Source organism: Stenotrophomonas maltophilia group sp. Smal32 (assembly GCF_030237085.1).
GTDB classification, from domain to species: domain Bacteria; phylum Pseudomonadota; class Gammaproteobacteria; order Xanthomonadales; family Xanthomonadaceae; genus Stenotrophomonas; species Stenotrophomonas maltophilia_Q.
Map to the genome: position 1 here is coordinate 1 of NZ_JASJSI010000053.1, position 22,665 is coordinate 22,665.

Genomic DNA, 22,665 nt, shown 5'->3' on the forward strand with positions numbered 1-22,665 from the left:
CCACAACAGCACGGCAGTACAGGCCAGCGCCCGCGGCGGCGCGGGGCGGGGGGGGGGGGGGGGGGTGGGGGGGGGGGGGGGGGGGGGGGGGGGGGGGGGGGGGCGGGGGGGGCGGGGGGGGGGGGGCGCGCGCGCGGGGGCGGGGGGGGGGGGGGGGCCCCCCCCCCCCCCCCCCCCCCCCACCCCGCATACCCTCTTTAAACGGGTTTGTGGTTGGTTTTTTGCTTTTCGGGGGGTGGCCGCCCCGCGGCCCCCACTACTGCGGGTGCAGGGCCGCAGGCCCTGCCGACCAACCCACTACCTGGCAGCAGCGATCTGCTTTTCGATGTCGGCGGCAGTCACCGGGCCAAGGAAGCTGTGCGCCAGCTTGCCCTGCGGATCGATGAGATGCGTCAGCGGCAGGCCGCGCGGCGTGGCGAAATCAGCCGGCGGGTCGAACGGGTCGACGATCACGATCGGATAGGTCACCGGATGCTTGGTCAGGAATGCCTGCATCTCCGGCGCTTCGATGTCCTCGTAGGCCAGGCCGACCACTTCAATGTTGCTGCGCATCGCATGCAGCGCCGACAGCTCCGGCATCTCCTTGCGGCACGGCGCGCACCAGGTCGCCCAGAAGTTCACCACCACCCACTTGCCGCGGTGCGCGGCCAGGTCGTAGTCGCTGCCATCCACCGCCTTCATCTTCAGTGTCGGGAACTCGGCGGTGGTGCGCTCGGCCGGGGTTTCCTCGACCGGGGCCGGTGCGGCCGGCGTCGGTGCCTGTGCCGGCGGCTGGCTGCTGGACGGGGCCGGCTCCTGCGCCGGCTTGCAGGCTGCCAGCGCCAGCAGGAGGGCCAGCGGGAGCAGCAGCAACGGGGTCTTGCGGGTCATGGCATGTCTCCAGATTCGGTGTAGATATCGCTGACCTTGCGCTTGAGGCGTTCGCGCAGGGGCAGTCGCAGGTCGTCCAGTGCCGCCAGTGCGGCGCGACCCAGGCTGTCGTCCCGGTACGGCAGATGCTGCTCGGCCACCGGGATGCGCAGCTGGGTGCATTCGTACAGATCGGCCAGGCTGACCTGGTCCAGGTCGCGCGACAGCAGCCACTCACCGCGCTCGTCGCGGCGCAGCAGGCCGATCTCCTGCAGGTTGCAGGCCAGGTCCTGCAGCAGCGAATCGGTCAGCATCGGCTCCAGACGCAGGATTTCATCGTCAGCCAGGCCCTTGCCCTTGGCTCGGGCATGGTGGAAGCGGCCCAGCAGGCGCAGCAGGCCATAGAACTCGTAGCCCTGCGGCAGGCGCAGTTCCACCGGCTGGTAGCGGAAGGCCGCCATCGACGAGGACAGCGATGCGCCCAGCAGCACCGCCACCCAGCACAGGTAGATCCACAGCAGCAGGATCGGCACGAAGGCCACCGTGCCATAGAGCTTCTGGTAGGACTGGAAGCTGCCCAGGTAGGCGCCGATGCCCCATTTCACCAGTTCCAGGATCACCGCCGCCAGGATCGCGCCGGGCACCGCGTGCCGCCACTTCACCGTGTGGTGCGGCACCACCCGGAACATCAGCGTGATGCACACGAACTCGATCAGGATCGGCGCCAGCCGCAGCGCCAGCTCGGCCAGCCAGCGGCCCTCCTGGGTGCCGAACAGCGGCATCGCGAACACCCGTGCCGACACTGCCAGCGACGCGGCGGCAAGCATCGCGCCCAGCGTCAGTACGGTCCAGTAGACCAGGAAGCGGGTCAGCTTGGGCCGGGTCGAGCCGACCCGCCATATCTGGTTGAAGGTCTCTTCAACACTGTTGAGGGTGATCAGCAGCGACACCACCAGCGCGATGAAGCCGGCGGCGGTGAGCTGGCCGGCACTGGCCGAGAACTGCCGCAGGTAGCCCTCGGCCGCGCGCGCGGCATTGGGCACGAAGTTGGAGAAGACGTAATCGCTGAGCTGGTCGCTCCAGCGGTCGAAGACGGGGAAGGCCGAGAGCACGCCGAACACCACGATGGCCAGCGGCACCAGTGCGAACACCGTGGTGTACGCCAGCGCCGCCGCTGCCTGGAACAGGCGGTCGTCGAGGAAGCGATGCCACAGGAAGCGGCCGAAACTGATGGCCCGTGCGCGATCCCGCGCGCGCTCCATCCACAGGTTGAGCGTATCCAAAGGTTCCATCGGTGGAAGGGTACCCGATGCGGAATGCTGGCAGGATAGCCATACTGGTGGCCACACGACGAGGAGAAGCGGGCACGATGGGCGAGATTCTGGTGCTGTACTACAGCCGGGGCGGTTCGGTGGCACGGCTGGCGCGCCAGATCGCGCGAGGCATCGGCGAAGTGCCGGGCATGAGCGCGCGCCTGCGCACGGTGCCGCCGGTGGCCGCGGTGACCCAGACCGCGCAGCCGCCTGTACCCGACGATGGCGCCCCCTATGTGAGCGTGCAGGACCTGGTCGAGTGCCAGGGCCTGCTGCTCGGCAGCCCCACCCGCTTCGGCAACATGGCGGCCCCGGTGAAGCACTTCCTGGATGGGCTGGGCGCCGAATGGGTCAACGGCACCCTCTCGGGCAAGCCGGCCGGCGTGTTCACCTCTACCGCCTCGATGCACGGCGGGCAGGAATCGACCCTGCTGTCGATGCAGGTGCCGCTGCTGCACCACGGCTGCGTGATCGTCGGTATTCCGTTCACCGAGCCGGCGCTGAGCCACACCACCAGTGGCGGCACGCCCTATGGCGCCAGCCACGTCGCCGGTGCGGCCGACGATCCGCAGCCGACCGACGACGAGGCCGTGCTGGCCCGTGCGCTGGGCCGCCGGGTGGCCGACATCGCGCAGCGGTTGGCCCGATGAACCGGCCGCCGCGCACGGTCCTGCTGTTGGCCCTGATGGGGCTGGCTGCGCTGTTCGCAGGCTGGTTCATCAATGACAAGCACTGGCTGGCCACCCAGCTGGTGTTCACCGCGCCGCCGCTGGCGCTGGCCTGTGCGCTGCGCCTGGGCTGGCGCAAGGCCGGTTTCTGGGCCTCGGTGCTGGCGCTGGGCTGGTTCAGCCATGGCGTGATGAGCGCCTGGAGCCACCCGGAAACGCGCTGGCTGGCGTTGATCGAGATCGCGCTGGCACTGCTGGTGATCTTCAGCGCCAGCCTGCCAGGGCTGCGCGCCCGCTTCGGCAAGCGACGCTGACGCTGCGCCCGCCGGGCCGTATCATCTGCGTTCCTGGCCCCGCGCCGCTGCACCTGTCCTGGTTTCGCGCATGCACATGATGGAAGAGCTCCTGGTCGTCACCACCGGTGGCACGATCGACAAGATCTACTTCGACGACAAGTCGGACTACCAGATCGGCGATCCGCAGATCGGCATGATCCTGCGCGAGCTGGGCGTCACGTTCCGCTTCAACGTGATTCCGATCCTGCGCAAGGATTCGCTGCACATCAACGATGAAGACCGCGAACTGATCCGCGCCACCATCGCTGCGCAGCCGACCCGCCACGTGCTGGTGACCCACGGCACCGATTCGATGGTGCAGACCGGCAAGGTGCTGGCCACGATTCCGGACAAGACCATCGTGATGACCGGCGCGCTCAGCCCGGCGCGCTTCCGTGGTTCGGATGCCGAGTTCAACATCGGCTGTGCGATCGGTGCGGTGCAGTCGCTGCCGACCGGCGTCTATATCGCCATGAACGGTCGGATTTTCGACCCGCAGCACGTGCGCAAGAACGTGGCCGCGAACCGCTTCGAGTCGGTCTGAGGAACGGCGTGCCGACCAAAGTCGGCACCTGCCAAAGCGCTGCCCTTGTAGTGTCGAACCATGCTCGGCAACCGCGCGCCAGCGCGGCACAATGGTCCGCAGCCGGAGCAGCCGAGCATGGGCTCGGCTCTACAGAAACGAAAACGCCCCGGCCTAAGCCGGGGCGTGCCCATGGAGAGGGGCTTGGGCTCAGTACTGGGCGTTGAGGGTCAGGCCCGAGAAGGTGCTGTAGGCCTTCACCCGCACATACCAAGTGCCGGCGGCAGGGCTGTTGATGGTGCAGGTCTCGCTGTTGCCGCTCAGGTACGGACGGCAGGTGTAGGTGGTATCGGTGGGGGCACTGCCCTGGCGCACGTACAGGTCGGCATCACCGCTGCCGCCACTGATCGCCACGCGCAGCTGGGTGCTGCCGGCCGGAACCGCGACCGTGTAGTTCAGCTCGGCACCGGTTGCGGCCCCCAGGCCAGTCACCGGCACGTTGTTCTGCAGCACGTTGCCACCCGGGTTGGTGCCACCGCCGTTGATCGCGGCAGCCACTGCGGCATTGGCGTCGATGATGCCGGCACCGCAGCCGCCCGAGCAGGCGCCCGGCAGCGGACGTGCGGTGCTCTTGATGATGCTCTCGACCTGCGCCGGGCTCAGCGGGCTCGGGGCGACCGACTGCATCAGCGCGACCACGCCGGCCACGTGCGGCGCCGCCATCGAGGTGCCGTTGTACGACGCGTAGGTCGCGCTGCCCGGCGTGGTGGTGCCGGTGTTGAGGGTGGACAGGATGCTCTGGCCCGGTGCCGAGATGTCGATGCCGGTGCCGTAGTTGGAGAAGCTGGCACGTGCACCGGCCGAGGTGGTTGCCGCCACCGCGATCACGTTCGGGCAGTTGGCCGGCACCGAGCTGGACACGTTGGCGTTGCTGTTGCCGGCGGCGACCACCACGGTGGTGCCACGGCCGACCGCGCCGTTGATCGCATTCTGGTAGGTGGTCGAGCAGCTGCCGCCCCCCCCCAGCGAAAGGTTGATGACCTCGGCCGGATTGGCATTGGCCGGCACGCCACTGACAGTGCCACCGGACGCCCACACGATCGCGTCAGCGATGTCGGAGGTGTAACCGCCGCACTTGCCGAGCACGCGCACCGGCACGACCTTGGCGTTGAACGCGGTGCCAGCCACGCCGCTGGCGTTGTTGGTCACCGCCGCCACGGTGCCGGCGACGTGGGTGCCGTGCCAGCTGGAGTTGGAGGCCGGAATGCCCGAGCCACACTCGTTGGCGCCGTACCAGTCGCCTTCATCGTTCGGGTTGTTGTCGCGGCCGCCACCGTCGCGCGCCATCGCGGCGTCACTGATGAAGTCGTAGCCGGGCAGGATGTTGGCGTTGAGGTCCGGATGGTTGGTGATGCCGGTGTCGATCACCGCCACCACCACGCCGGTGCCGGTCGACTTGTCCCAGGCCGGCCGGATGTTGATGCCCGCGTTGGACGTACCGAAGCCCCACTGCTCGCTGAAGCGGGTGTCGTTCGGGGTCAACGTCGCGCGCATGATCTGGTCGACTTCGACGTATTCCACGTTCGGGTCGGCGGCCAGCTTGCGCATCAGCTGCTCGGATTCGGCCCGGTCCAGCGGACGGTCGGTCTTGACCAGGGTCGGGCCGACGGCCAACTTGCGGACCTCCTGCAGGCCCAGCGCGCGGCCCTGGCTGCTGGCAAGGCCAGCGGCGGCCGTCTTCAGCGACGAAGCCAGCGCAGTGGTGTTGGCCACGGCGGCGCTGCCGTCGCGGTACTTCACGATGAAACGCTGGTGCGTCGGCGCGGACTGCAGGCCGCTGAGCTGGACATCACCGGCCAGCGCAGGCGTGGCCAGCAGCAGCGATGACAGAACGGACGCACCAAGGACCACCCACACTCGACGCACACGCGGTTGCGTTACCTGGGACATCGTATTTCCCTTTCTTGTGGTGTGAATGCCGGAATCGGCAGAAGCACCGGCCCGAACCATGGGCTGGCTTGCATTGGCGAGGTTCGAAGTCCGGTGAGTCAGCGGATCCCCCTAACGATCCGCCGTGCAGATGACGCTAATGGCCGAAACCGGACACCACAAGATTTTCAGCGTCTTTTCAGCAAGATGAAATGTTCGTTCTGAGACTTTTCGGGTCAAGGGTTTGTGAAGGTGAAGGAACTTTCTCGTGTCCTGCACAGACCTGACTGGGTCGTCACGTGTCCTGGAATGACTTTGCCGACATCGGCGTCCGCTGTTTCGGGGTCAGATCCTTTTCCTATGGAAAAGGGATCTGACCCCAGGCCCATAACGCAGAAAGCCCGTCACGGGGACGGGCTTTCCGGAAAATCAGCCGAGCGTGGGCTCGGCTCTACAGTTGACCGCGGACGATCAGCCCAGCTTGACCAGCCAGTTGTGGCGGTCCGGCAGGCGGCCGTACTGGATGTCGGTCAGTTCCTTGCGCAGCGACATGGTCACTTCGCCGGCCGGGGCGTTGATGTCGCCGACCGAGAAGCCCTCGCCCTTCAGCTGGCCGATCGGGGTGACCACCGCCGCGGTACCGCAGGCGAACACTTCGGCGATATCGCCGGAGGTCACGCCCTGCTTCCACTCATCGATGGTGACCTTGCGCTCTTCGACCTTCATGCCACGGTCGCGCGCCAGCTGCAGGATGCTCTCGCGGGTGATGCCTTCCAGGATGCTGCCAGACAGTTCCGGGGTGACCAGGGTGCCGTCCTTGTAGACCAGGAAGACGTTCATGCCGCCCAGTTCTTCCAGGTACTTGCCTTCGACCGGGTCCAGGAACAGCACCTGCGAACAGCCCTGCGCCTGCGCCTTCTGCTGCGGCAGCAGCGAGGCGGCGTAATTGCCACCGCACTTGGCGGCGCCGGTGCCGCCCTTGGCCGCACGCGCGTATTCGGTGGACAGCCAGATCGACACCGGGGCAACGCCCTTGGCGAAGTACGGGCCGGCCGGGCTGGCGATGACGTAGTAGCCGGCCTTGTGCGCGCCGCGCACGCCGAGGAAGGCTTCGTCGCCGATCATGAACGGACGGAAGTACAGGCTCGACTCATCGGCCGACGGCACCCAGGCGCTGTCCACGGCGATCAGCTGCTTCAGCGATTCGACGAAGATCTCCACCGGCAGTTCCGGCAGCGCCAGGCGCTGTGCCGAACGCTGCAGGCGACGGCCATTGGCATCCGGGCGGAAGGTCCAGATCGAGCCATCGGCATGGCGGTAGGCCTTGATGCCTTCGAAGATCTCCTGGCCGTAGTGCAGCACGGCCGCGGCCGGGTCCAGCTGCAGCGGGCCGTAGGCACGCACGTTGGCGTTGTGCCAGCCGGCGTCCTTGTCCCAGCGCACTTCCACCATGTGATCGGTGAAGTGCAGGCCGAAGCCCGGCTTTTCCAGGATCTGGGCGCGCTCTTCAGCGCTGCGCGGGTGGTCCGAACGGGTGACGGCGAAGCTGGGAATGGACTGGGACACCGGAGGATTCCTGTTCTGGTTGCGGGTAGTGCCGGGCCCGCGTAACTGCGGGCCCTGGGTCAAAGCATGCCGGTCTCGAGCCGGGCCGCCTCGGACATCATGTGCTGGTTCCACGGCGGGTCGAACACCAGGTCGACGTCGGCCTCGGCCACCGTCGGGATCATTTCAAGCTTGCTGCGCACGTCGTCGACCAGGATGTCGCCCATGCCGCAGCCCGGTGCGGTCAGGGTCATCTTCACGTCGATCTCGCGCTGGCCTTCGTCCAGGTGCTTGATCTCGACCTCGTAGACCAGGCCCAGTTCGACGATGTTCACCGGAATTTCCGGGTCAAAGCAGGTGCGCAGCTGCTGCCACACCAGCTGTTCCACCTGTTCATCGGTGGCATCGGCAGGCAGTTCGAGCGGTGCCGGTGCCTCCTTGCCGATGGCGTCGCCGTCCTTGCCAGCAATGCGGAACAGGTTGCCCTCGACGAACACCGAATAACTGCCGCCCAGCGCCTGGGTGATGTACCCATAGCTGCCGGCGGGCAGGGTCACGGTATCGCCCTGCGGGACCATCACGGCCTCGCAATCGCGTTCGAAGTGGACAGGTTCGCTGCTACGGGAATACATGGGGACCGATATGGGGCCGTGGCCAGGCCACGCAAGACGGCATTCTAGCCCAGCCGCCCCGGCACCGCCGGTGCACCGCCGCAAACCACAGTATCCTGTGGGTGATCTTCAGGGAGCTTCGATGTCCTCCAATGCCGCGCGTGCCAGGACCGTCACCTGGCTCTGGCCCCTCATGTTGTTGCTGGGCCTGCTTGTTGCTCCCCTTGCCTGGATGGTGCTGGCACTGATGACCGGCCGGCAGGTCGGGTGGATGGCGGTACTGACCGCCCTGGAACTGGTGTTCATGCTGCGCATGGGTACGCTCGGCCCGGGCCGGCTGCGCATCGCACTGGTCGTGGTGGGCACCCTGCTGGTGGCCGCCGTGGCCAACTGGACCATCGCCAGCGCCTGGATGGGCGGCTCGATCGGGCTGGACCTGTGGGACGCCAGCCTGCGCATGGGCCCGCACCTGGCCTGGACCCTGATCACCCTGGCCAACGGCGCGGTGGAATGGATCTGGCTGGCCGTGGGTGTTGCCGTGGGTGCCTGGCTGGCGCGCTGAGCGCGATGGCCCCCGTGCGCGTTGTGCTTCCCGGGTAGATCCACGCCACGCGTGGATGAGACTGCGCATATGGGGTCAGAGCCCTTTCCTGTGGAAAGGGATCCGACCCCGGATCTCAATGCCCGCCGTCGAGCGCCTTCAACTCACTGACCAGCGAGGCCGCCGCTTCGGCACCGTCGCCGTACAGCATGCGGGTGTTGTCGGCATAGAACAGCGCATTCTCGATGCCGGCAAAGCCGGTGCCCTTGCCGCGCTTGATCACCACCACGTTGCGCGCATTGACCACGTCCAGCACCGGCATGCCGTAGATCGGGCTGGACGGATCGGTTCGTGCGACCGGATTGACCACGTCGTTGGCGCCGATCACCAGCACCACGTCGGTGTTGGCGAACTCCGGGTTGATGTCGTCCATGTCGGCGATCAGGTCGTAGGGCACGCCCGCCTCGGCCAGCAGCACGTTCATGTGCCCGGGCATGCGCCCCGCCACCGGGTGGATCGCGAACTTCACCTTGACCCCACGCTGGCCCAGCCGCTGCGCCAGTTCCCAGATCTTGTGCTGCGCCTGGGCTACGGCCATGCCGTAGCCGGGCACGATCACCACGCGCTCGGCGAAGGCCATCATCGCAGCGACGTCGGCCGCTTCGATCGGCTTCTGCGAGCCGCTGATCGCCTGCCCTTCGCCACCGGCACCACCGCCGAAGTTGGAGAACAGCACGTTGCGGATCGGACGGTTCATCGCCTTGGCCATCAACCGGGTCAGCAGGATGCCAGCCGCGCCAACCATCATGCCGGCGATGATCAGCGCCTCGTTGCCCAGCACATAGCCTTCGAACGACACCGCCAGGCCGGTGAACGCGTTGTACAGCGAGATCACCACCGGCATGTCGGCACCGCCGATCGGCAGCGTCATCAGCACGCCCAGCGCCAGTGCCAGCACGAAGAAGGCGACGATGGACCAGCTACTGAGCGTGCTGGCCGCGATGATCGCCAGCACCACCACCGCCAGCGCCACCAGCAGATTCATCACCTGCTGGCCGGGCCAGGTCACGCGCTTGTCCAGCCGTCCATCCAGCTTGGCCCAGGCGATCACCGAGCCGGACAGCGACACCGCGCCGATCGCCGCGCCGACCACCGCCAGCAGCAGCACCGTGCCCGATGGCTGGCGCGCGGCCAGGTCGGCCAGCGCCTGCGCGCTCCAGTGGCTGGTATCGCGGTGGGCCAGGAAGGAATAGCGCAGCAGTTCCACCGCGCCGATGGCCGCCGCCGAGCCGCCGCCCATGCCGTTGTACAGCGCCACCATCTGCGGCATGTCGGTGATGGCGACCTTGCCGGCCGACCACCAGGCCAGGCCCGCGCCAAGCAGCAGCGCCACCAGGATCAGCGGCACGTTGTGCAGTTCGGGCAGGAAGAAGGTTGCCGCCGTAGCCAGCAGCATGCCCAGCCCGGCCCAGCGGATGCCGCTGCGCGCGGTCAGCGGCGAGGCCATCCGCTGCAGGCCGAGCAGGAACAGCGTGGCGGCGACGAGGTAGCTGGCCTTGACCAGCCAGTCGAGCAGTTCGACGGTACTGATGTTCAAGCCTGCGGCTCCTTCGGTTCGTCCTTGGCACCCTTGGGCGCGCTCGGCTTGAACATTTCCAGCATGCGCGCGGTGACCACGTACCCACCGGCAGCGTTGCCGGCACCCAGCACCACGGCGAGGAAGCCCAGCGCCTTTTCCAGTGGCGTCTGCGCGTGCCCCAGCACCACCATCGCGCCGATCAGCACGATGCCGTGGATGAAGTTGGAACCCGACATCAGCGGGGTATGCAGGATCACCGGCACCCGCGAAATGATCACGTGGCCGGCGATGGCCGCCAGCATGAAGATGTACAGCGCCACGAACCCGTCACTCACTGGCAACGCTCCCGCTCTGTCTTCGTCGGCCCATCATAACCACGGGCTGAACCCGGCGCGCGCCCACGGTCAACCGAAGCCGCGCTCACGCGTTGTCGATGGTGACCCCGAGCGAGGAACCGTACCCTGTGCTGGTGAGCAGCCCTGTCCCCCCGAGCGCCGAGACCGATGCCCTGCCGGCGTCGCTGGAAGTGTTCCTGGCCAGCGTCGGCCCGCGCGCATTCCGCTTCGCTGAGGCCGGCCTGCGCCAGCGCGACGACGCCATGGACGCAGTGCAGGACGCCCTGATGCGCATGCTGGACTACGCCGACAAGCCGGCCGCCGAATGGGCGCCGCTGTTCTGGAGCATCCTGCGCCGGCGCGTGATCGACCTGCAGCGTCGACGCCGTTTCCGCCTGCCGTTCTGGCGCGACAACCAGGATGCCGACGGTGGCGGGATCGACTGGGCCGATCCCGGCCCGGACCCGGCGCAGGCGCACGAACAGCGCCAGCAGTACCAGCAGCTGGTGCAGGCACTGCGTACCCTGCCCGCCCGCCAGCGAGAAGCCTTCACCCTGCGCGTGCTGCAGGACCTGGACGGGGCCACCACCGCCCGCGCCATGGGCTGCAGCGAAGGCGCGGTAAAAACCCATCTGGCACGCGCCCGGCAGGCGCTGCAGGACTACCTGGAGACCCACCCGTGAACCGCTCCCTGCCCTCCGATGACATCCTGCGCAGCCTGCACGCGCAGTCGCTGCAGGCACTGTCGCCGGCCACGCTGGCACAGCTGCGCCAGGCCCGCCACGGCGCCAGCGCGGCCCGGCACGGGCGCCTGCGCTGGTGGCTGGCCAGCGCCTGTTCGCTGGTGGTGGCACTGGGTATCGGCCTGCAGTTCAGCGGCCACAGCCCCCTGTCGGGCCCAGCGCCGGCCCCGGTGCTGGCCTCGGTAGAAGACAACAGCGCGCTATATGACGAAAATCCCGATCTGTACCTGTGGCTGGGCGATACCGACCTGGCGATGGAGTGAACCATGCCCCGATTCAACCTGCTGCCGCTGCTGTTGACCCTGTCGCTGCTGCCGGCCGTCCCCGCGCTGGCGCAGACTGCTGCACCCGCTGCGGCCCCACGTCCTGTACCGGCCGCACCGCTGCCGGCGTGGGAACAGCTGAGTGAAGCCCAGCGCGAATCGCTGCTGGCACCGCTGCGCGACCGCTGGAACAGCGCCGATGCCAGCCAGCGCCAACGCATGCTGTCGCACGGCCAGCGCTGGCAATCGATGAGCCCGGAGGAACGTGACAAGGCGCGCCGTGGTCTGCGCCGCTTCGAGCACATGAGCCCGGAACAGCGTGAGCAGGCCCGGGCACTGTTCGGTCAGATGCGCGACATGCCACCGGCGCAGCGCGACGCCCTGCGTGAGCGCTGGTCGCAGATGACGCCGGAACAGCGCAAGGACTGGGTGCGCGACAACCCGCCGCCGGCCAAGCCGCGGTAAAGGCAGCGTTCAACCCTTTGTAGAGCCGAGCCCAAGCTCGGCTGCTTTATCGCGCCTGCGCAAGCCGAGCATGGGCTCGGCTCTACAGGAGGCATATCAGGTTCACGCCTGCCAGCGTGTCTTGGCCAGCAACTCGTCGTCCCAGTCGAACGCCAGCTGCCCCTCGCGCACGAACAGCGCGACGAAGTTCAGCAGGTTGCGCGCATACATCTCGCTGGCCTGGGTCGCGCCGCGACTGGCCAGGCCCAGCGGGCCGTCGATGGTCACGCCCTGGTGTTCGATGCATTGCCCCGGCCGGGTCAGTGCGCAGTTGCCACCGCTCTCGGCGGCCAGGTCCACGATCACGCTGCCAGTGGCCATGCCTTCCACCATCGCCGCAGTGACGATGGTGGGTGCCGGGCGCCCCGGTACCGCCGCCGTGCAGATCACCACATCCACGCCGCGCAGGTGATCGGCCAGGCGGCGCTGCTGCTCGGCTCGCTCCTCATCGGTCAACGCGCGCGCGTAACCGCCCTCGCCGGCCGCGCTCACCCCCAGGTCGAGGAAACGGGCGCCCAGCGACTGGATCTGCTCGCGGGTTTCCGGGCGCACGTCGAAGCCTTCCACCTGGGCACCGAGGCGCCGGGCAGTGGCAATGGCCTGCAGTCCCGCCACGCCGGCACCGATCACCAGCACCTTGGCCGGACGCACGGTGCCGGCAGCGGTGGTCAGCATCGGGAAGAAACGGGGTGCGCGTTCGGCGGCGATCAACGCGGCCTTGTAACCGGCCATGCCGGCCTGTGAACTGAGCACATCCATCGCCTGCGCACGGGTGGTGCGCGGCAGCTGCTGCAGCGGGAACAGGTGCAGGCGGTCATCGGCAGCCAGTGCCGCCAGGGCCGGATCACTGGCAGGAGTCAACAGGCCAACCACGGTGGCACCCGGCTTGAGCTGATCCAGCACCGCCACCGCCGGCGCCTGCACGCACAACAGGATGTCGATTTCGGCCCAGCGGCTGGCATCGAACGCGCGGGCACCGGCATCGTCATAGGCGGCATCGGTGAAACCTGCGGCCAGTCCGGCGCCGGGCTCGTACCAGACAGTGATGCCCAGGGCGCCGAGCTTGCGCGCGGTCTCCGGTGTCAGCGCCACGCGCCGTTCGCCCGGCACGGTCTCCTTGATCCCCAGCAACGCTACGGCCATGCAGGTCCCCGCTGATCGGTGAGTTTTCCCGATCCTAGCAGGCGGCTCCACTCAGTGCAGGGTGGCGCTGCCCGGGTCCAGCCGATCGATCACGCCCTGCATCGCGCTGTCGAACGCACCGTCATCCACATGGGCGCGCAGACGTCCCAGCCGCACCATCACCGCCAGTTCCTCCGGCGAGGCTACGCAGAAGCGCACGCCACGACGGTTGACGAACAGCAGGCGCGAGGAAATCGGGCTGACCCAGGACAGCTTGCCGGCCTGCACCTTGCCGTCCTTGTCGACGAAATCCAGCCAGTTGCCGATCTCCATTCGACGGAAGCGATCGGCGTCGGCATTGTCGAAATCATCGGCATCGATCTGGCCGCTCAGCTCCACCGCCGGCGATTCGGCTACCGGTGGCGCGGGCAGTACGACCTGCGGCAGTTCCGGCAGCCCGCGCTGCAGTTCCGGCCGCGATTCGGCAATGCCCTGCAGGGTGTCATGCAGGGCATCGATGGCGCCGGTGGCGGCGTCGCCATGCACGCCAACGCTGGCGAACACCTTGGCCAGCACCGGCTGCCAGGCCTGCAGCCACGGCTTGCCGACGATCTGGCGGCGGGCCTCGGCCACTTCCTCCAGCAGGCCGTCGCCCAGGCTCAGCGCCTCGGCCACCGATGCGCCCTCCTCGCCCTCGCGCAGCAGCGCCAGGGTCAGGTGGTGCTGCCACGGCTGGCGCAGGAATTCGGCGATGGCCGGCGGCAGGGTGGCATCACCGATGCGGCGGTCCAGTTCGGCGCCGGCGCGGGTGCGGGCCATTTCCAGTTTTTCCTGGCCACGCTGCGTTTCGGCGGCGCGGCGCTCGGCGATTTCCACGCGACGGCGGTGCTGCACCAGGAACTCGCGGAATTCCTCTTCCAGGGTCAGGAAGATCGCCAGGTTCTCGTTGAACTCGGCAACCAGGCGCTCGATGATCTCCTCGACCTTGGCCATCAGCATGCGCTCGGCCTGGCTTTCGCCGGTGTTGCCTTCGCAGGCCTCGGCCAGCGAGTTGAGCAGCTTGCGCGCCGGATGGGTCTTCTGCACGAACATGCGGCGGTCGAGCATCGCGACCTTGACGAACGGCACCACCAGGCGGCCGATCAGCTCGCGCGAGCGGCCTTCCAGTTCGCGCTCGTCCAGCATCACGTCGAACAGCATGCCCACCAGGTCGATCGCATCCTCGTCCTGCGGGTCCAGCCGGGTCTGGCCCGGATCGACACCGAGACGGGTGGCGCTGGACAGCACTTCGCTCTTCAACCGCTGCGCCAACGATTCGCCGTCCTCGCCGATCGCCGCGCGCAGGGTCGCACTGGGCGTGGCCTGCAGCAGCGACAGCACCGACATCATCTCGCGCTGGCTGAGCGGACGCTGCTGGCCGATCGCCACCTGTGCGGCCGACGTCGCGTCCTCGCGCACGTGGCGGGTCTGCTGCAGCAGTTCGTGCAGCGCCTCCAGCAGCATGCCCTGCTGGCCCGCATGGGCGTCGCCGGTGCCGCCGTCTTCGGCGCCCAGGTGCTGCTGCATGTGCCCACGCCGCTCGGACCAGCGTGCGGCAAAGCGCTGCGCCCAGGCCGGCGCGGCCTGCTCGTCATCACCGAATTCGCCGTCCAGGCCCGTGCCCGGGCGCTGCTCCACCAGGTCATCCAGGCCCGAGGCCATGCGCGGGTCGGGCGCCGCCGACAGTGGACGCCGCGGCGCTCCCGTCTGCGACATCACCCCGGCCGCGGCCAGTTGCTCGTCCAGCTTCTCGTAGATGCGACCCACCGGCGCGCGCAGGTCGCGCTCGCACAGCTTGATCAGCACCAGGTGCACTTCCGGAGCCAGTTCGCAGCCGGCAAAGGCTTCGTGGATAGCCACGCCCAGGTGTTCGGGGCTGATGGGATTATGGTCGGCATCCAGTTCGGCGCCGCCGATCAGACGGCCCAGGCGGCGGTCGAGCCGCGCCAGGACCGGCTTGAAGTCACGCAGCAGCACCGTGGCGAAATTGCGCACCGCCAGCCGCGACTCCAGCACGTGCTCGGCCAGCAGGCTCAGGCCATCCTCGGCTGGGCCGGACAGCGTCGATTCGGCCGACATGGGCTCACCACTGGCCAGCGCATCCCAGGCCCGCTGCAGGTGGCCAGAGAAGGCACCGGCAATGTCCTCGCGGCGGCGGCGCAGTTCGCGCATCGCATCCAGGAACAGCAGCTGCGACGAACCGGCATTGCCGGCCCGATCGAACAGGGCATCGTCGAAGCGCGCCAGTGCCGCGCCGAAGGCCTGGCACAGCGCGGGCAGGACCATGTCCCGGGCAAGCTGGAGCTGGGCCGGGTCACGGCCCGGCGATCCCATCGGTGTGGGCGCGCTCATCATTCGGGAAGGCTCCCCACCTTCTCTGGTACGACAGACAACGTGGACATCGCGACAACCGGCACACCCCATGTACCGGTACGTCGATGGTAGGCCGGCCAGCCCGTCACGGACAGTGAAACAGTCCTCACTTCAAACCTCATGACCGGCGGCCCGGCAAGGTAGATATCGTAAGCCGTGCAAGGCCTGCGAGGCGAGGGGAAGCGGCCGTCCGTTTCCCGCCAGTGGCATGACGTTCATCACAGTTTGATATTCAAAGGCCAGACGCGACACAGACGGTGTCTTTGACCACCCCGACTATAATCAAACCTCCGTGATGACCGGTTCAGACTCCATGCCCGACCCCGCCGCCCTGCTCGCCCTGGATGCCCGCCGCTCCGTGCCTTCGCGGCAGCTGGCCGAGCCCGGCCCGGATCCGGCCACCCTGCAGCGGATGCTGGCCTCGGCCGTGCGTGTGCCCGACCACGGCAAGCGCGTGCCGTTCCGCTTCCTGAAGATCGCCGGCGATGCACGTCACACTCTGGGCGACTTCCTGGCCGAGCGCAGCCGCCAACGCGACCCGCACGCCGGCGAGGCCGTGTTCGAAAAGGACCGCCAGCGATTCAGCCATGCGCCGCTGGTGATCGTGGTGGTGGCCAGCCCGCGCCCGGACCCGAAGGTGCCCGAACAGGAGCAGCTGATGACCGCCGGCTGCGTCTGCTTCGCCCTGCTGCAGGCCGCGCAGGCGCTGGGCTTCGGCGCGCAGTGGCTGACCGCCTGGATGGCCTTCGACCCGGCCGTGCAGGCCTACCTGGGGCTGTCCGAGGGCGAAGGCATTGCCGGTTTCATCCATATCGGCACGCCGAAGGCCGCCGTGCCCGAGCGCGAGCGTCCGGACCCGGCCGCCCTGCTGCGCGACTGGACGCCTCCGGCATGACCCTGCCGGTACCACCGCCGTCGCTGTACCTGGTCGACGCCAGCATCTACGTGTTCCGCGCCTGGCACTCGCTGCCGGACCAGTTCCAGGACGCGCAGGGCTGGCCGACCAATGCCGTGCACGGCTTCGCCCGCTTCCTGCTGGACCTGCTCGAGCGCGAGCGCCCGCGTCACATCGCCATCGCCTTCGACGAAGCACTGGACAGTGGCTTCCGCCACCGCCTGTACCCGGCCTACAAGGCCAACCGCGACCCGGCGCCGGAGGCGCTCAAGCGCCAGTTCGTGCACTGCAAGGCGCTGTGCGCGGCGTTGGGCCTTGCCGTTCTGGCCCACCACGAATACGAGGCAGATGACCTGATCGGCAGCGCCCTGCATGTGAATCGTGGCAGCCACCGCGGCGTGATCATCTCCGCCGACAAGGACCTGTCGCAGCTGCTGCTGGACCACGACGAACAGTGGGACTACGCACGCAACCAGCGCTGGGACGTGGCCGGGGTGAAGGCACGACACGGCGTGCATGCGCACCAGATCGCCGATTACCTGGCGCTGTGTGGCGACGCGGTGGACAACATTCCCGGTGTCAGTGGCGTCGGCAGCAAGTCCGCTGCCGTGCTGCTGGCCCATTTCGGCAGCATGGACGTGCTGTACGAGCGACTGGATGAAGTGCCGTTCCTGCGCCTGCGTGGCGCCGCCCAGATGGCCGTGCGCCTGCGCGAGCAGCGCGAGCACGCCCTGCTCTGGCGCCAGCTGACCACCATCGCGCTGGACGCGCCGCTGGAAGGCAGCCAACCCGGCCTGCTGCGCCAGACCGCCGATCCCGAGCTGCTCAGCGGCCTGTGCCAGACCCTGCGCTTCGGCCCGATGACACGCCGCCGGCTGTTCGATGCCGCCGGCGTACCCGATATTCTTCCCACCCACAGCGAGCCCGCATGAGCCAGCGCAACACCGAAGCCCCGCGTGTCGTCTATGAAGGCAAGTACCAGCGCATGCTGGTGCGCGGCACCTGGGAATACAGCGAACGTACCCATGCCGGTGGCCTGGCCGCGATCATCATCGCCGTCACCCCCGAGGACAAGGTGCTGTTCGTCGAGCAGTTCCGCGTGCCGCTGCAGGCCCCCACCATCGAGATGCCGGCCGGCCTGGTCGGCGACATCCACGCCGGCGAGTCGATCGAAGTCTCGGCGGTGCGCGAGCTGGAGGAAGAAACCGGCTGGACCGCCGATCACGCCGAAGTGCTGATGATCGGCCCGACGTCCTCTGGCGCCAGCAGCGAGAAGATCGCCTTCGTGCGCGCCACCGGCCTGCGCCGTGTCGGCGAGGGCGGTGGTGATGACAGCGAAGACATCACCGTGCACGAGATTCCGCGTGCTCGGGCGGCTGCCTGGCTGGTAGAGAAAATGGGCGAAGGCTACGAGCTGGATGCCAAGCTCTGGGCCGGGCTGTGGATGATCGAGCACCATCTGGACGGACGCCCGCGTGGCTGACGCCGATCTGCACGCGCTGCCTGCGCTGCTGGGCGCAGACGACCCGGCGATCCACACGATCCACCGGCCGCAGGGCGCCTCGCCGTTCCTGCTGCTGGCCGACCATGCCGGCCAGCGGGTGCCGCGCGTCCTCGCAGGCCTGGGCTTGCCGCAGGCCGAACTGGACCGCCATATCGGCTGGGACATCGGCATTGCCGGCACCACCCGCGCACTGTCCGAACGGCTGGATGCCTGGGCGATCGAACAGACCTATTCGCGGCTGCTGATCGACTGCAACCGCCCGCTGGCGTCGCCAACGCTGATTCCGGAAGTGAGCGACCACACGGTGGTGCCAGGCAATACCGGGCTGTCGGCAGCGCAGCGGCAACAACGCATCGAAGCGATCCACGCGCCCTACCACGCGCGCATCGACGCCGAGCTTGATGCACGCCGTGATGCAGGCCGCCCCACGCTGCTGGTGATGATGCACAGCTTCACCCCGGCGATGAACGGCATGCAGCGGCCGTGGCATGCCGGCGTGCTGTACCACCAGGACACGCGTTTTGCCCATGCGCTGCTGCAGGCACTGCGCGACGAGGGCGACCTGGTGGTGGGTGACAATGAGCCGTATTCGGTCAGCAGTACCAGTGACTATGCGGTGCCGGTGCATGGCGAAGGCCGTGGCCTGGTGCACGTGGAGCTGGAGATCCGCCAGGACCTGATTGCCGACGTGGCCGGGCAGCAGGCGTGGGCGGAGCGGCTGGCGCGGATCTTCAGCGCATTGCAGCCGCAGTTGCTGGCGTTTGGTTGAACGTCATCCAGGCATGGCATGGATGGTGTTGTTCAACGCAATGCGGGCGCGTCCATCCACGGGAACGGCTTGTAGCCACGCACCTGCAGCGTCGCGCCGATGTCGGCGAAGTCATCCTTGATCGCCTGCGCACGACGCCGATCCAGCGCTTCACCCAGCAGTAGCGGCAACGCGCGGCAACGCGCCAATGCATCGCCCACCGGAATCTCCAGCAGGCGCGCCACGCGCTGCGCCGCCGCTTTGATCTGCGCTTCCGGGCACGCGTTCAATGCCATATCGAAGGACGCGAAGATGCCTGTGCCCACACCCGCCTCGCGTGCAGCCGCCTGTTCCGCAGCTTCCGCTTCGCCCAGGGCCTCATCGATGCCTTCGACCTGCCGGAACGCGTCGTACTCGGCGTAGTACGCCAGCGCCTGCGCGTAGTCCCGCAGCGAAGACAACGGGCGCTGCCGCTTCTGCACGTCGAGCACGTCCGCAAACGTCGCAGGTTCCAGGAACGTGCCCAGGCCCAGCGCGCGCGCTTCAGCCGGAACCTCGCTGTCCTCATCGAATGCGGCATCCTCATCGGGTGGCAACCAGAAGCGCGCCTGCAGCAGGTCGTCATCGGTGGCGTGCACCCAACCGAAGGAGCCGTACACCTCATCATCATCGTTGCAGGCTGCGAAGGCATGCAGGGTCTGTTGCAGGTCCAGCAGTTCGATCATGCGTCGGTGCTCAGGCAGGCGGTTGCTGACGAGTCTACCGGCGCCGGGCGCAGGCCCAGCGCGATCACCACGCCGAGCGCAGCGAACAGCGCGGCGCCGTACTGTGCATTGACCATGCCCTGCAGGGCATCGGCACTGGTTGCTGCCTGCGTGCTGCGCGCCGCGTTGGCCACCATCACCAGTACCGCCAATCCCAGCGCGCCACCGATCTGCTGGGCGGTGGCGGCCATGCCGGACGCGACACCCTGCTGCGGTCCCGGCACGCCCTGACCGGCCACGATCCACATCGCTGTCCAGCTCATGCCCTGGCCGACACTCAGCACCACGATGCCCGGCAGCAGCGGCCAGTAGCCAGCGCCATGCGGCATCGCCACCGCCACCGCAGCGATGCCGATGGCACCGGCGGCGAAGCCCCAGGCCAGTACCTGCCGTGGCGAACGGCGCCGCAGCATGCGTTCGGCAATACGAATGCCGAAAGTGCACACCAGCGTCGGCAGCAGGAAGGCCATGCCGGCCTGCAGCGGGCTCCAGCCGTAGCCATCCTGGAAGTACAGCGCAAGGAAGTAGTACTGCACGCCATAGCTGCTCATGAAGGCGAAGGTCAGGCCGAGTGCCGCGCGCAGGCCAGGCAGGCGCAACAGCGAAAACTGCATCAGCGGGTCACGGCTGCGCTTTTCGATCTGCACGAACGCCGCCAGCAGTACCGCTGAAAGCAGCAGGCAGATGAGCGTGGCCGGTGCCGTCCAGCCCCACTCCGGCCCTTGCACCAGGGTGGTGACCAGCAGGCTGCCGCCGGCGGTGACGGTGAGGCAACCGGCCAGGTCGAACGAACGTCCCTGCACCCGTGGGCCATCGGCCGGTAGCCATGCACCGGCAGCCACTGCGCATGCGGTGGCCAGCGGCACGATCACCGCCAGCACTGCCGGCCAGCCGAACGCCTGGGTCAGCACGCCGCCGAGCAGCGTGCCCAGCGCCAGGCCGACCGCGCTGGCCATGCTCCAGATCGCCAGCGCGCGGTTGCGCACCGGGCCTTCGGCGTACAGCGTGTTGATCAGCGCCAGCGTGGCCGGGAACAGCAGCGCCGCACCGACGCCCTGTGCGGCACGCGCGATGATCAGCAGGGTCGCGTTCGGCGCAAGCGCGCCGAGCAGCGAGGCCAGTGCGAACAGCAGCATGCCCAGCCGGTAGAAGCGACGGCGCCCGATCAGATCGGCGGCACGCCCCCCCAGCAGCAGGCTGCCACCAAAGGCCACGGTGTAGGCACTGACCACCCACTGCAGCTGCTGCGCGTTGATCTGCAGCGCGCGGCCCATGTCATGCAGGGCGACGAAGATGATGGTGGCGTCGAGGGCGATGATCAGCTGCGCGGTGGCCAGCAGGGTCAGCGCCCAGCGTGGATAGTTGAGGGGAGGCATCGGCGGGTTGAAGCGGTGGGGGGAGCGCAGTCTCATTGATGCGCCCATATCATTAAACCCCTTGAAGACCATATCTGTCATGATTTTTCGCATGAATGGAGCCTCGATGGACCTCAATGCGGTGCGCATGCTGGTGCAGGTGGCGGAAGCGCGCAGCTTCACGGTGGCCGCCGGCCAGCTCGGCCTGAGCCAGTCCGGCCTGTCGCGCGCGATCGGCCGACTGGAGGCCACGCTGGGGGTGAAGCTGCTGCAGCGGAATACGCGCAACGTGGCGCTGACCCCGGATGGCCGCCAGTTCGTCGAACAGGTGATGCCGCTGCTGGCTGGCCTCGACGATGCCGAGCGGCAGCTGGCCGACCGACCCTGCACGCCCTCGGGCACCTTGAAGATCAGCGCGCCGTCGATGTTCGGCCGCAAGGTGCTCGTGCCAATGCTGGCACCGCTGCTGCAACAGCATCCGCAGCTGCAGGTGGAAGCGGTGCTGAGCGACCGCCTGGTCGATCTGGTCGAGGAAGGGTTCGATGCCGCGCTGCGTACCGGCGTCATCGCCGACCAGCGCATTGTTGCGCGGCCCTTGCGGCCGCTGCGCTGGGTGACAGTGGCCAGCCCGGACTATCTGGCCCGCTGCGGCGCGCCGGTCGATGTGACCGCGCTGCAGGACCACGCCTGCCTGGCCGTGCGCAACCTGCGTAGTGGCCGCGTGGTCGACTGGCAGTTCCTGCACGACGGCCAGCTACGGGAAGTCACGCCGCCGACGCGGATGGTGTTCGACAGCGGCGATCCACTGGTGGAAGCGGCCATCGCCGGCATCGGCATCGTGCAGGTGATGGATTTCGCGGTGGCCGACGCGCTGGCCGATGGCCGGCTGCAGCGCGTGCTGCAGCCGTTCGAAGGCCGCAGCCGTGCGTTGTCGTTGATCTACCCGCCGTCGCGGCAGCACTCACCGAAACTGCAGGTGCTGGCTGACGCGTTGCTGGCCGGGAACTGGTAGATCCACGCCATGCGTGGAGGCTCCTGCGTTGCCCCCATCCACGCATGGCGTGGATCTACCGGCCGGTGCATCCGGGTCGGGGTCAGAGCCCTTTCCTTGGGAAAGGGATCTGACCCCTGGCGTTGCCGATCAGGCGAAGCTATCGGTGGCGCGCACCAGCGCGTCCACGTTCTCGGCCTCGAACGCCGAGTGGCCCGAGGCCGGGGTGATTTCCAGCTTCGCCTTCGGCCATACCTTGGTCAGGTCCCAGGCATTGGCCAGCGGGCAGACCACGTCGTAGCGGCCGTGCACGATCACGCCCGGGATGTCGGCGATGCGGTGCGCGTCGCGCAGCAGCTGGTCTTCCACCTCGAAGAAGCCACCGTTGACGAAGTAGTGGTTCTCGATGCGGGCGAAGGCCAGCGCGAAGTGCGGGTCTTCGTGGCTGTTGATGAAGTCGTCATCGACGTGCAGGAAGCTGGTCGCACCTTCCCACACCGCCCAGGCCTTGGCCGCTTCCAGGCGGGTGGTTTCGTCGTCGCTGGTCAGGCGGCGGTGGAAGGCCGAGATCAGGTCATGACGCTCCACCGACGGGATCGGCTTCAGATAATGCTCCCAGGCATCCGGGAACAGGCGGTTGGCACCTTCCTGGTAGAACCATTCCAGTTCCCAGCGGCGCAGCATGAAGATGCCGCGCAGCACCAGCTCGGTCACACGCTGCGGGTGGGTTTCTGCATAGGCCAGGGCCAGGGTCGAACCCCAGCTGCCGCCGAATACCTGCCAGCGATCCACCTTCAGGTGCTCGCGCAGCTTTTCGATATCGGCAACGAGGTCCCAGGTGGTGTTGTCCACCAGGTCGGCGTGCGGGGTGGAACGGCCGGCACCACGCTGGTCGAACAGGATGATGCGGTACTTCGACGGGTCGTGGAACTGGCGCATCTTGTCGCTGCAGCCGCCGCCCGGGCCACCGTGCAGCATCACCACCGGCTTGCCATCCGGGTTGCCGCACTGTTCGAAGTACAGCGTGTGGCGGTCATCGACCTTCAGGGTGCCGACGTCGTAGGGGGTGATGGCGGGGTACAGCGTACGCATGCTTGCAGCTCCAGGGTGATGCCCTGCCGGGGCAGGAGAACCTC

General features: G+C 68.1%; 24 protein-coding genes. 12 read left to right on the forward strand and 12 right to left on the reverse strand.

The window, feature by feature from the left end; all coding sequences use genetic code 11:
- Positions 1-297 precede the first annotated feature (297 nt).
- Positions 298-870: a TlpA disulfide reductase family protein gene (locus tag QRO91_RS13605; protein WP_049428782.1), complete on the reverse strand. Its 573-nt coding sequence runs from the start codon at positions 868-870 to the stop codon at positions 298-300.
- Entirely contained in the window at positions 867-2,141 is a 1,275-nt protein-coding gene (locus QRO91_RS13610) for a YihY family inner membrane protein (RefSeq protein WP_049428781.1), read from the reverse strand. The genes QRO91_RS13605 and QRO91_RS13610 overlap by 4 nt, the downstream gene beginning before the upstream one ends.
- Positions 2,142-2,218: 77 nt before the next feature.
- Here QRO91_RS13610 and wrbA point away from each other — a divergent pair, with 77 nt between their 5' ends.
- From wrbA to QRO91_RS13625, 3 genes are all read left to right on the forward strand, one after another.
- Positions 2,219-2,812, forward strand: a complete 594-nt coding sequence (gene wrbA, locus QRO91_RS13615; RefSeq protein WP_005408181.1) for an NAD(P)H:quinone oxidoreductase — start codon at positions 2,219-2,221, stop codon at positions 2,810-2,812.
- On the forward strand, positions 2,809-3,144 hold the full coding sequence (locus QRO91_RS13620) for a DUF2069 domain-containing protein (RefSeq protein ID WP_049428779.1): 336 nt from the start codon (positions 2,809-2,811) through the stop codon (positions 3,142-3,144). The genes wrbA and QRO91_RS13620 overlap by 4 nt, the downstream gene beginning before the upstream one ends.
- A 79-nt stretch (positions 3,145-3,223) precedes the next feature.
- Positions 3,224-3,709 carry an asparaginase domain-containing protein gene (locus QRO91_RS13625; RefSeq protein WP_040009892.1) on the forward strand — a complete coding sequence of 162 codons (486 nt, stop codon included), beginning with the start codon at positions 3,224-3,226 and terminating at the stop codon, positions 3,707-3,709.
- A gap of 189 nt (positions 3,710-3,898) precedes the next feature.
- On the opposite strand, the gene QRO91_RS13630 is transcribed toward QRO91_RS13625, so the two are convergent.
- The 3 genes from QRO91_RS13630 to sufT form a co-directional block, all read right to left on the reverse strand.
- Complete coding sequence (locus QRO91_RS13630; RefSeq protein ID WP_049428776.1) at positions 3,899-5,638, reverse strand: S8 family peptidase; 1,740 nt, start codon at positions 5,636-5,638, stop codon at positions 3,899-3,901.
- Between the two features lie 450 nt (positions 5,639-6,088).
- Entirely contained in the window at positions 6,089-7,183 is a 1,095-nt protein-coding gene (locus tag QRO91_RS13635; protein WP_049428774.1) for a branched-chain amino acid aminotransferase, read from the reverse strand.
- Positions 7,184-7,242: 59 nt separating this feature from the next.
- Positions 7,243-7,794: a putative Fe-S cluster assembly protein SufT gene (sufT, locus tag QRO91_RS13640; protein ID WP_012479222.1), complete on the reverse strand. Its 552-nt coding sequence runs from the start codon at positions 7,792-7,794 to the stop codon at positions 7,243-7,245.
- 121 nt (positions 7,795-7,915) lie between these two features.
- On the opposite strand from sufT, the gene QRO91_RS13645 reads away from it, so the two are divergent.
- Complete coding sequence (locus QRO91_RS13645) at positions 7,916-8,335, forward strand: hypothetical protein (RefSeq protein WP_197620607.1); 420 nt, start codon at positions 7,916-7,918, stop codon at positions 8,333-8,335.
- A 115-nt stretch (positions 8,336-8,450) separates the two neighbouring features.
- Here QRO91_RS13645 and QRO91_RS13650 read toward each other — a convergent pair whose 3' ends face one another.
- Both QRO91_RS13650 and QRO91_RS13655 read right to left on the reverse strand, forming a co-directional pair.
- Positions 8,451-9,911: an NAD(P)(+) transhydrogenase (Re/Si-specific) subunit beta gene (locus tag QRO91_RS13650; protein ID WP_197620609.1), complete on the reverse strand. Its 1,461-nt coding sequence runs from the start codon at positions 9,909-9,911 to the stop codon at positions 8,451-8,453.
- The gene (locus QRO91_RS13655; RefSeq protein WP_049428770.1) at positions 9,908-10,228 is read right to left on the reverse strand and encodes an NAD(P) transhydrogenase subunit alpha; all 321 of its coding nucleotides are present in this window, start codon (positions 10,226-10,228) and stop codon (positions 9,908-9,910) included. The genes QRO91_RS13650 and QRO91_RS13655 overlap by 4 nt, the downstream gene beginning before the upstream one ends.
- A gap of 98 nt (positions 10,229-10,326) precedes the next feature.
- Here QRO91_RS13655 and QRO91_RS13660 point away from each other — a divergent pair, with 98 nt between their 5' ends.
- From QRO91_RS13660 to QRO91_RS13670, 3 genes are read left to right on the forward strand one after another with little or no spacing between them, the layout of a single operon-like run.
- Complete coding sequence (locus tag QRO91_RS13660) at positions 10,327-10,911, forward strand: RNA polymerase sigma factor (protein ID WP_080354992.1); 585 nt, start codon at positions 10,327-10,329, stop codon at positions 10,909-10,911.
- Positions 10,908-11,234, forward strand: a complete 327-nt coding sequence (locus QRO91_RS13665; protein ID WP_197620611.1) for a hypothetical protein — start codon at positions 10,908-10,910, stop codon at positions 11,232-11,234. Before QRO91_RS13660 ends, QRO91_RS13665 begins: the two co-directional genes overlap by 4 nt.
- A 3-nt stretch (positions 11,235-11,237) precedes the next feature.
- Positions 11,238-11,699, forward strand: coding sequence for a DUF3106 domain-containing protein (locus QRO91_RS13670; protein WP_049428764.1), 462 nt, complete (start codon positions 11,238-11,240; stop codon positions 11,697-11,699).
- Between the two features lie 102 nt (positions 11,700-11,801).
- Here QRO91_RS13670 and QRO91_RS13675 read toward each other — a convergent pair whose 3' ends face one another.
- Together QRO91_RS13675 and QRO91_RS13680 are read right to left on the reverse strand one after the other, a co-directional pair.
- Positions 11,802-12,881, reverse strand: coding sequence for an NAD(P) transhydrogenase subunit alpha (locus QRO91_RS13675; protein WP_197620613.1), 1,080 nt, complete (start codon positions 12,879-12,881; stop codon positions 11,802-11,804).
- A gap of 51 nt (positions 12,882-12,932) precedes the next feature.
- A complete protein-coding gene (locus tag QRO91_RS13680) occupies positions 12,933-15,254 on the reverse strand; it encodes a DUF1631 domain-containing protein (RefSeq protein WP_197620615.1) in 2,322 nt (773 codons plus the stop codon).
- 331 nt (positions 15,255-15,585) lie between these two features.
- Here QRO91_RS13680 and QRO91_RS13685 point away from each other — a divergent pair, with 331 nt between their 5' ends.
- Genes QRO91_RS13685 through QRO91_RS13700 form a run of 4 tightly spaced genes read left to right on the forward strand, consistent with a single transcriptional unit; the run spans position 15,586 to position 18,440 of the window.
- Positions 15,586-16,167: a nitroreductase gene (locus QRO91_RS13685; RefSeq protein WP_049428784.1), complete on the forward strand. Its 582-nt coding sequence runs from the start codon at positions 15,586-15,588 to the stop codon at positions 16,165-16,167.
- Positions 16,164-17,099 carry a 5'-3' exonuclease H3TH domain-containing protein gene (locus tag QRO91_RS13690; protein WP_197620617.1) on the forward strand — a complete coding sequence of 312 codons (936 nt, stop codon included), beginning with the start codon at positions 16,164-16,166 and terminating at the stop codon, positions 17,097-17,099. Before QRO91_RS13685 ends, QRO91_RS13690 begins: the two co-directional genes overlap by 4 nt.
- The gene (locus tag QRO91_RS13695) at positions 17,096-17,650 is read left to right on the forward strand and encodes an NUDIX hydrolase (RefSeq protein ID WP_049428757.1); all 555 of its coding nucleotides are present in this window, start codon (positions 17,096-17,098) and stop codon (positions 17,648-17,650) included. Before QRO91_RS13690 ends, QRO91_RS13695 begins: the two co-directional genes overlap by 4 nt.
- A complete protein-coding gene (locus tag QRO91_RS13700; RefSeq protein WP_197620619.1) occupies positions 17,643-18,440 on the forward strand; it encodes an N-formylglutamate amidohydrolase in 798 nt (265 codons plus the stop codon). Before QRO91_RS13695 ends, QRO91_RS13700 begins: the two co-directional genes overlap by 8 nt.
- A 32-nt stretch (positions 18,441-18,472) precedes the next feature.
- On the opposite strand, the gene QRO91_RS13705 is transcribed toward QRO91_RS13700, so the two are convergent.
- Together QRO91_RS13705 and QRO91_RS13710 are read right to left on the reverse strand one after the other, a co-directional pair.
- On the reverse strand, positions 18,473-19,144 hold the full coding sequence (locus QRO91_RS13705) for a hypothetical protein (RefSeq protein ID WP_049428753.1): 672 nt from the start codon (positions 19,142-19,144) through the stop codon (positions 18,473-18,475).
- Positions 19,141-20,559 carry an MFS transporter gene (locus QRO91_RS13710; RefSeq protein ID WP_197620623.1) on the reverse strand — a complete coding sequence of 473 codons (1,419 nt, stop codon included), beginning with the start codon at positions 20,557-20,559 and terminating at the stop codon, positions 19,141-19,143. Before QRO91_RS13710 ends, QRO91_RS13705 begins: the two co-directional genes overlap by 4 nt.
- A gap of 106 nt (positions 20,560-20,665) precedes the next feature.
- Here QRO91_RS13710 and QRO91_RS13715 point away from each other — a divergent pair, with 106 nt between their 5' ends.
- Positions 20,666-21,550, forward strand: coding sequence for a LysR family transcriptional regulator (locus QRO91_RS13715; protein ID WP_197620625.1), 885 nt, complete (start codon positions 20,666-20,668; stop codon positions 21,548-21,550).
- Between the two features lie 129 nt (positions 21,551-21,679).
- Here QRO91_RS13715 and pip read toward each other — a convergent pair whose 3' ends face one another.
- Entirely contained in the window at positions 21,680-22,621 is a 942-nt protein-coding gene (gene pip, locus QRO91_RS13720) for a prolyl aminopeptidase (protein WP_014646006.1), read from the reverse strand.
- Positions 22,622-22,665 lie beyond the last annotated feature (44 nt).

What these genes read in the sequence shown, in the direction of transcription:
- QRO91_RS13605 (WP_049428782.1), bottom strand. Translation starts at nt 870, where the DNA reads ATGACCCGCAAGACCCCGTTGCTGCTGCTCCCGCTGGCCCTCCTGCTG.
- QRO91_RS13610 (WP_049428781.1), bottom strand. Translation starts at nt 2,141, where the DNA reads ATGGAACCTTTGGATACGCTCAACCTGTGGATGGAGCGCGCGCGGGAT.
- wrbA (WP_005408181.1), top strand. Translation starts at nt 2,219, where the DNA reads ATGGGCGAGATTCTGGTGCTGTACTACAGCCGGGGCGGTTCGGTGGCA.
- QRO91_RS13620 (WP_049428779.1), top strand. Translation starts at nt 2,809, where the DNA reads ATGAACCGGCCGCCGCGCACGGTCCTGCTGTTGGCCCTGATGGGGCTG.
- QRO91_RS13625 (WP_040009892.1), top strand. Translation starts at nt 3,224, where the DNA reads ATGGAAGAGCTCCTGGTCGTCACCACCGGTGGCACGATCGACAAGATC.
- QRO91_RS13630 (WP_049428776.1), bottom strand. Translation starts at nt 5,638, where the DNA reads ATGTCCCAGGTAACGCAACCGCGTGTGCGTCGAGTGTGGGTGGTCCTT.
- sufT (WP_012479222.1), bottom strand. Translation starts at nt 7,794, where the DNA reads ATGTATTCCCGTAGCAGCGAACCTGTCCACTTCGAACGCGATTGCGAG.
- QRO91_RS13645 (WP_197620607.1), top strand. Translation starts at nt 7,916, where the DNA reads ATGTCCTCCAATGCCGCGCGTGCCAGGACCGTCACCTGGCTCTGGCCC.
- QRO91_RS13660 (WP_080354992.1), top strand. Translation starts at nt 10,327, where the DNA reads ATGGTGACCCCGAGCGAGGAACCGTACCCTGTGCTGGTGAGCAGCCCT.
- QRO91_RS13670 (WP_049428764.1), top strand. Translation starts at nt 11,238, where the DNA reads ATGCCCCGATTCAACCTGCTGCCGCTGCTGTTGACCCTGTCGCTGCTG.
- QRO91_RS13675 (WP_197620613.1), bottom strand. Translation starts at nt 12,881, where the DNA reads ATGGCCGTAGCGTTGCTGGGGATCAAGGAGACCGTGCCGGGCGAACGG.
- QRO91_RS13680 (WP_197620615.1), bottom strand. Translation starts at nt 15,254, where the DNA reads ATGATGAGCGCGCCCACACCGATGGGATCGCCGGGCCGTGACCCGGCC.
- QRO91_RS13685 (WP_049428784.1), top strand. Translation starts at nt 15,586, where the DNA reads ATGCCCGACCCCGCCGCCCTGCTCGCCCTGGATGCCCGCCGCTCCGTG.
- QRO91_RS13690 (WP_197620617.1), top strand. Translation starts at nt 16,164, where the DNA reads ATGACCCTGCCGGTACCACCGCCGTCGCTGTACCTGGTCGACGCCAGC.
- QRO91_RS13695 (WP_049428757.1), top strand. Translation starts at nt 17,096, where the DNA reads ATGAGCCAGCGCAACACCGAAGCCCCGCGTGTCGTCTATGAAGGCAAG.
- QRO91_RS13705 (WP_049428753.1), bottom strand. Translation starts at nt 19,144, where the DNA reads ATGATCGAACTGCTGGACCTGCAACAGACCCTGCATGCCTTCGCAGCC.
- QRO91_RS13710 (WP_197620623.1), bottom strand. Translation starts at nt 20,559, where the DNA reads ATGCCTCCCCTCAACTATCCACGCTGGGCGCTGACCCTGCTGGCCACC.
- QRO91_RS13715 (WP_197620625.1), top strand. Translation starts at nt 20,666, where the DNA reads ATGGACCTCAATGCGGTGCGCATGCTGGTGCAGGTGGCGGAAGCGCGC.
- pip (WP_014646006.1), bottom strand. Translation starts at nt 22,621, where the DNA reads ATGCGTACGCTGTACCCCGCCATCACCCCCTACGACGTCGGCACCCTG.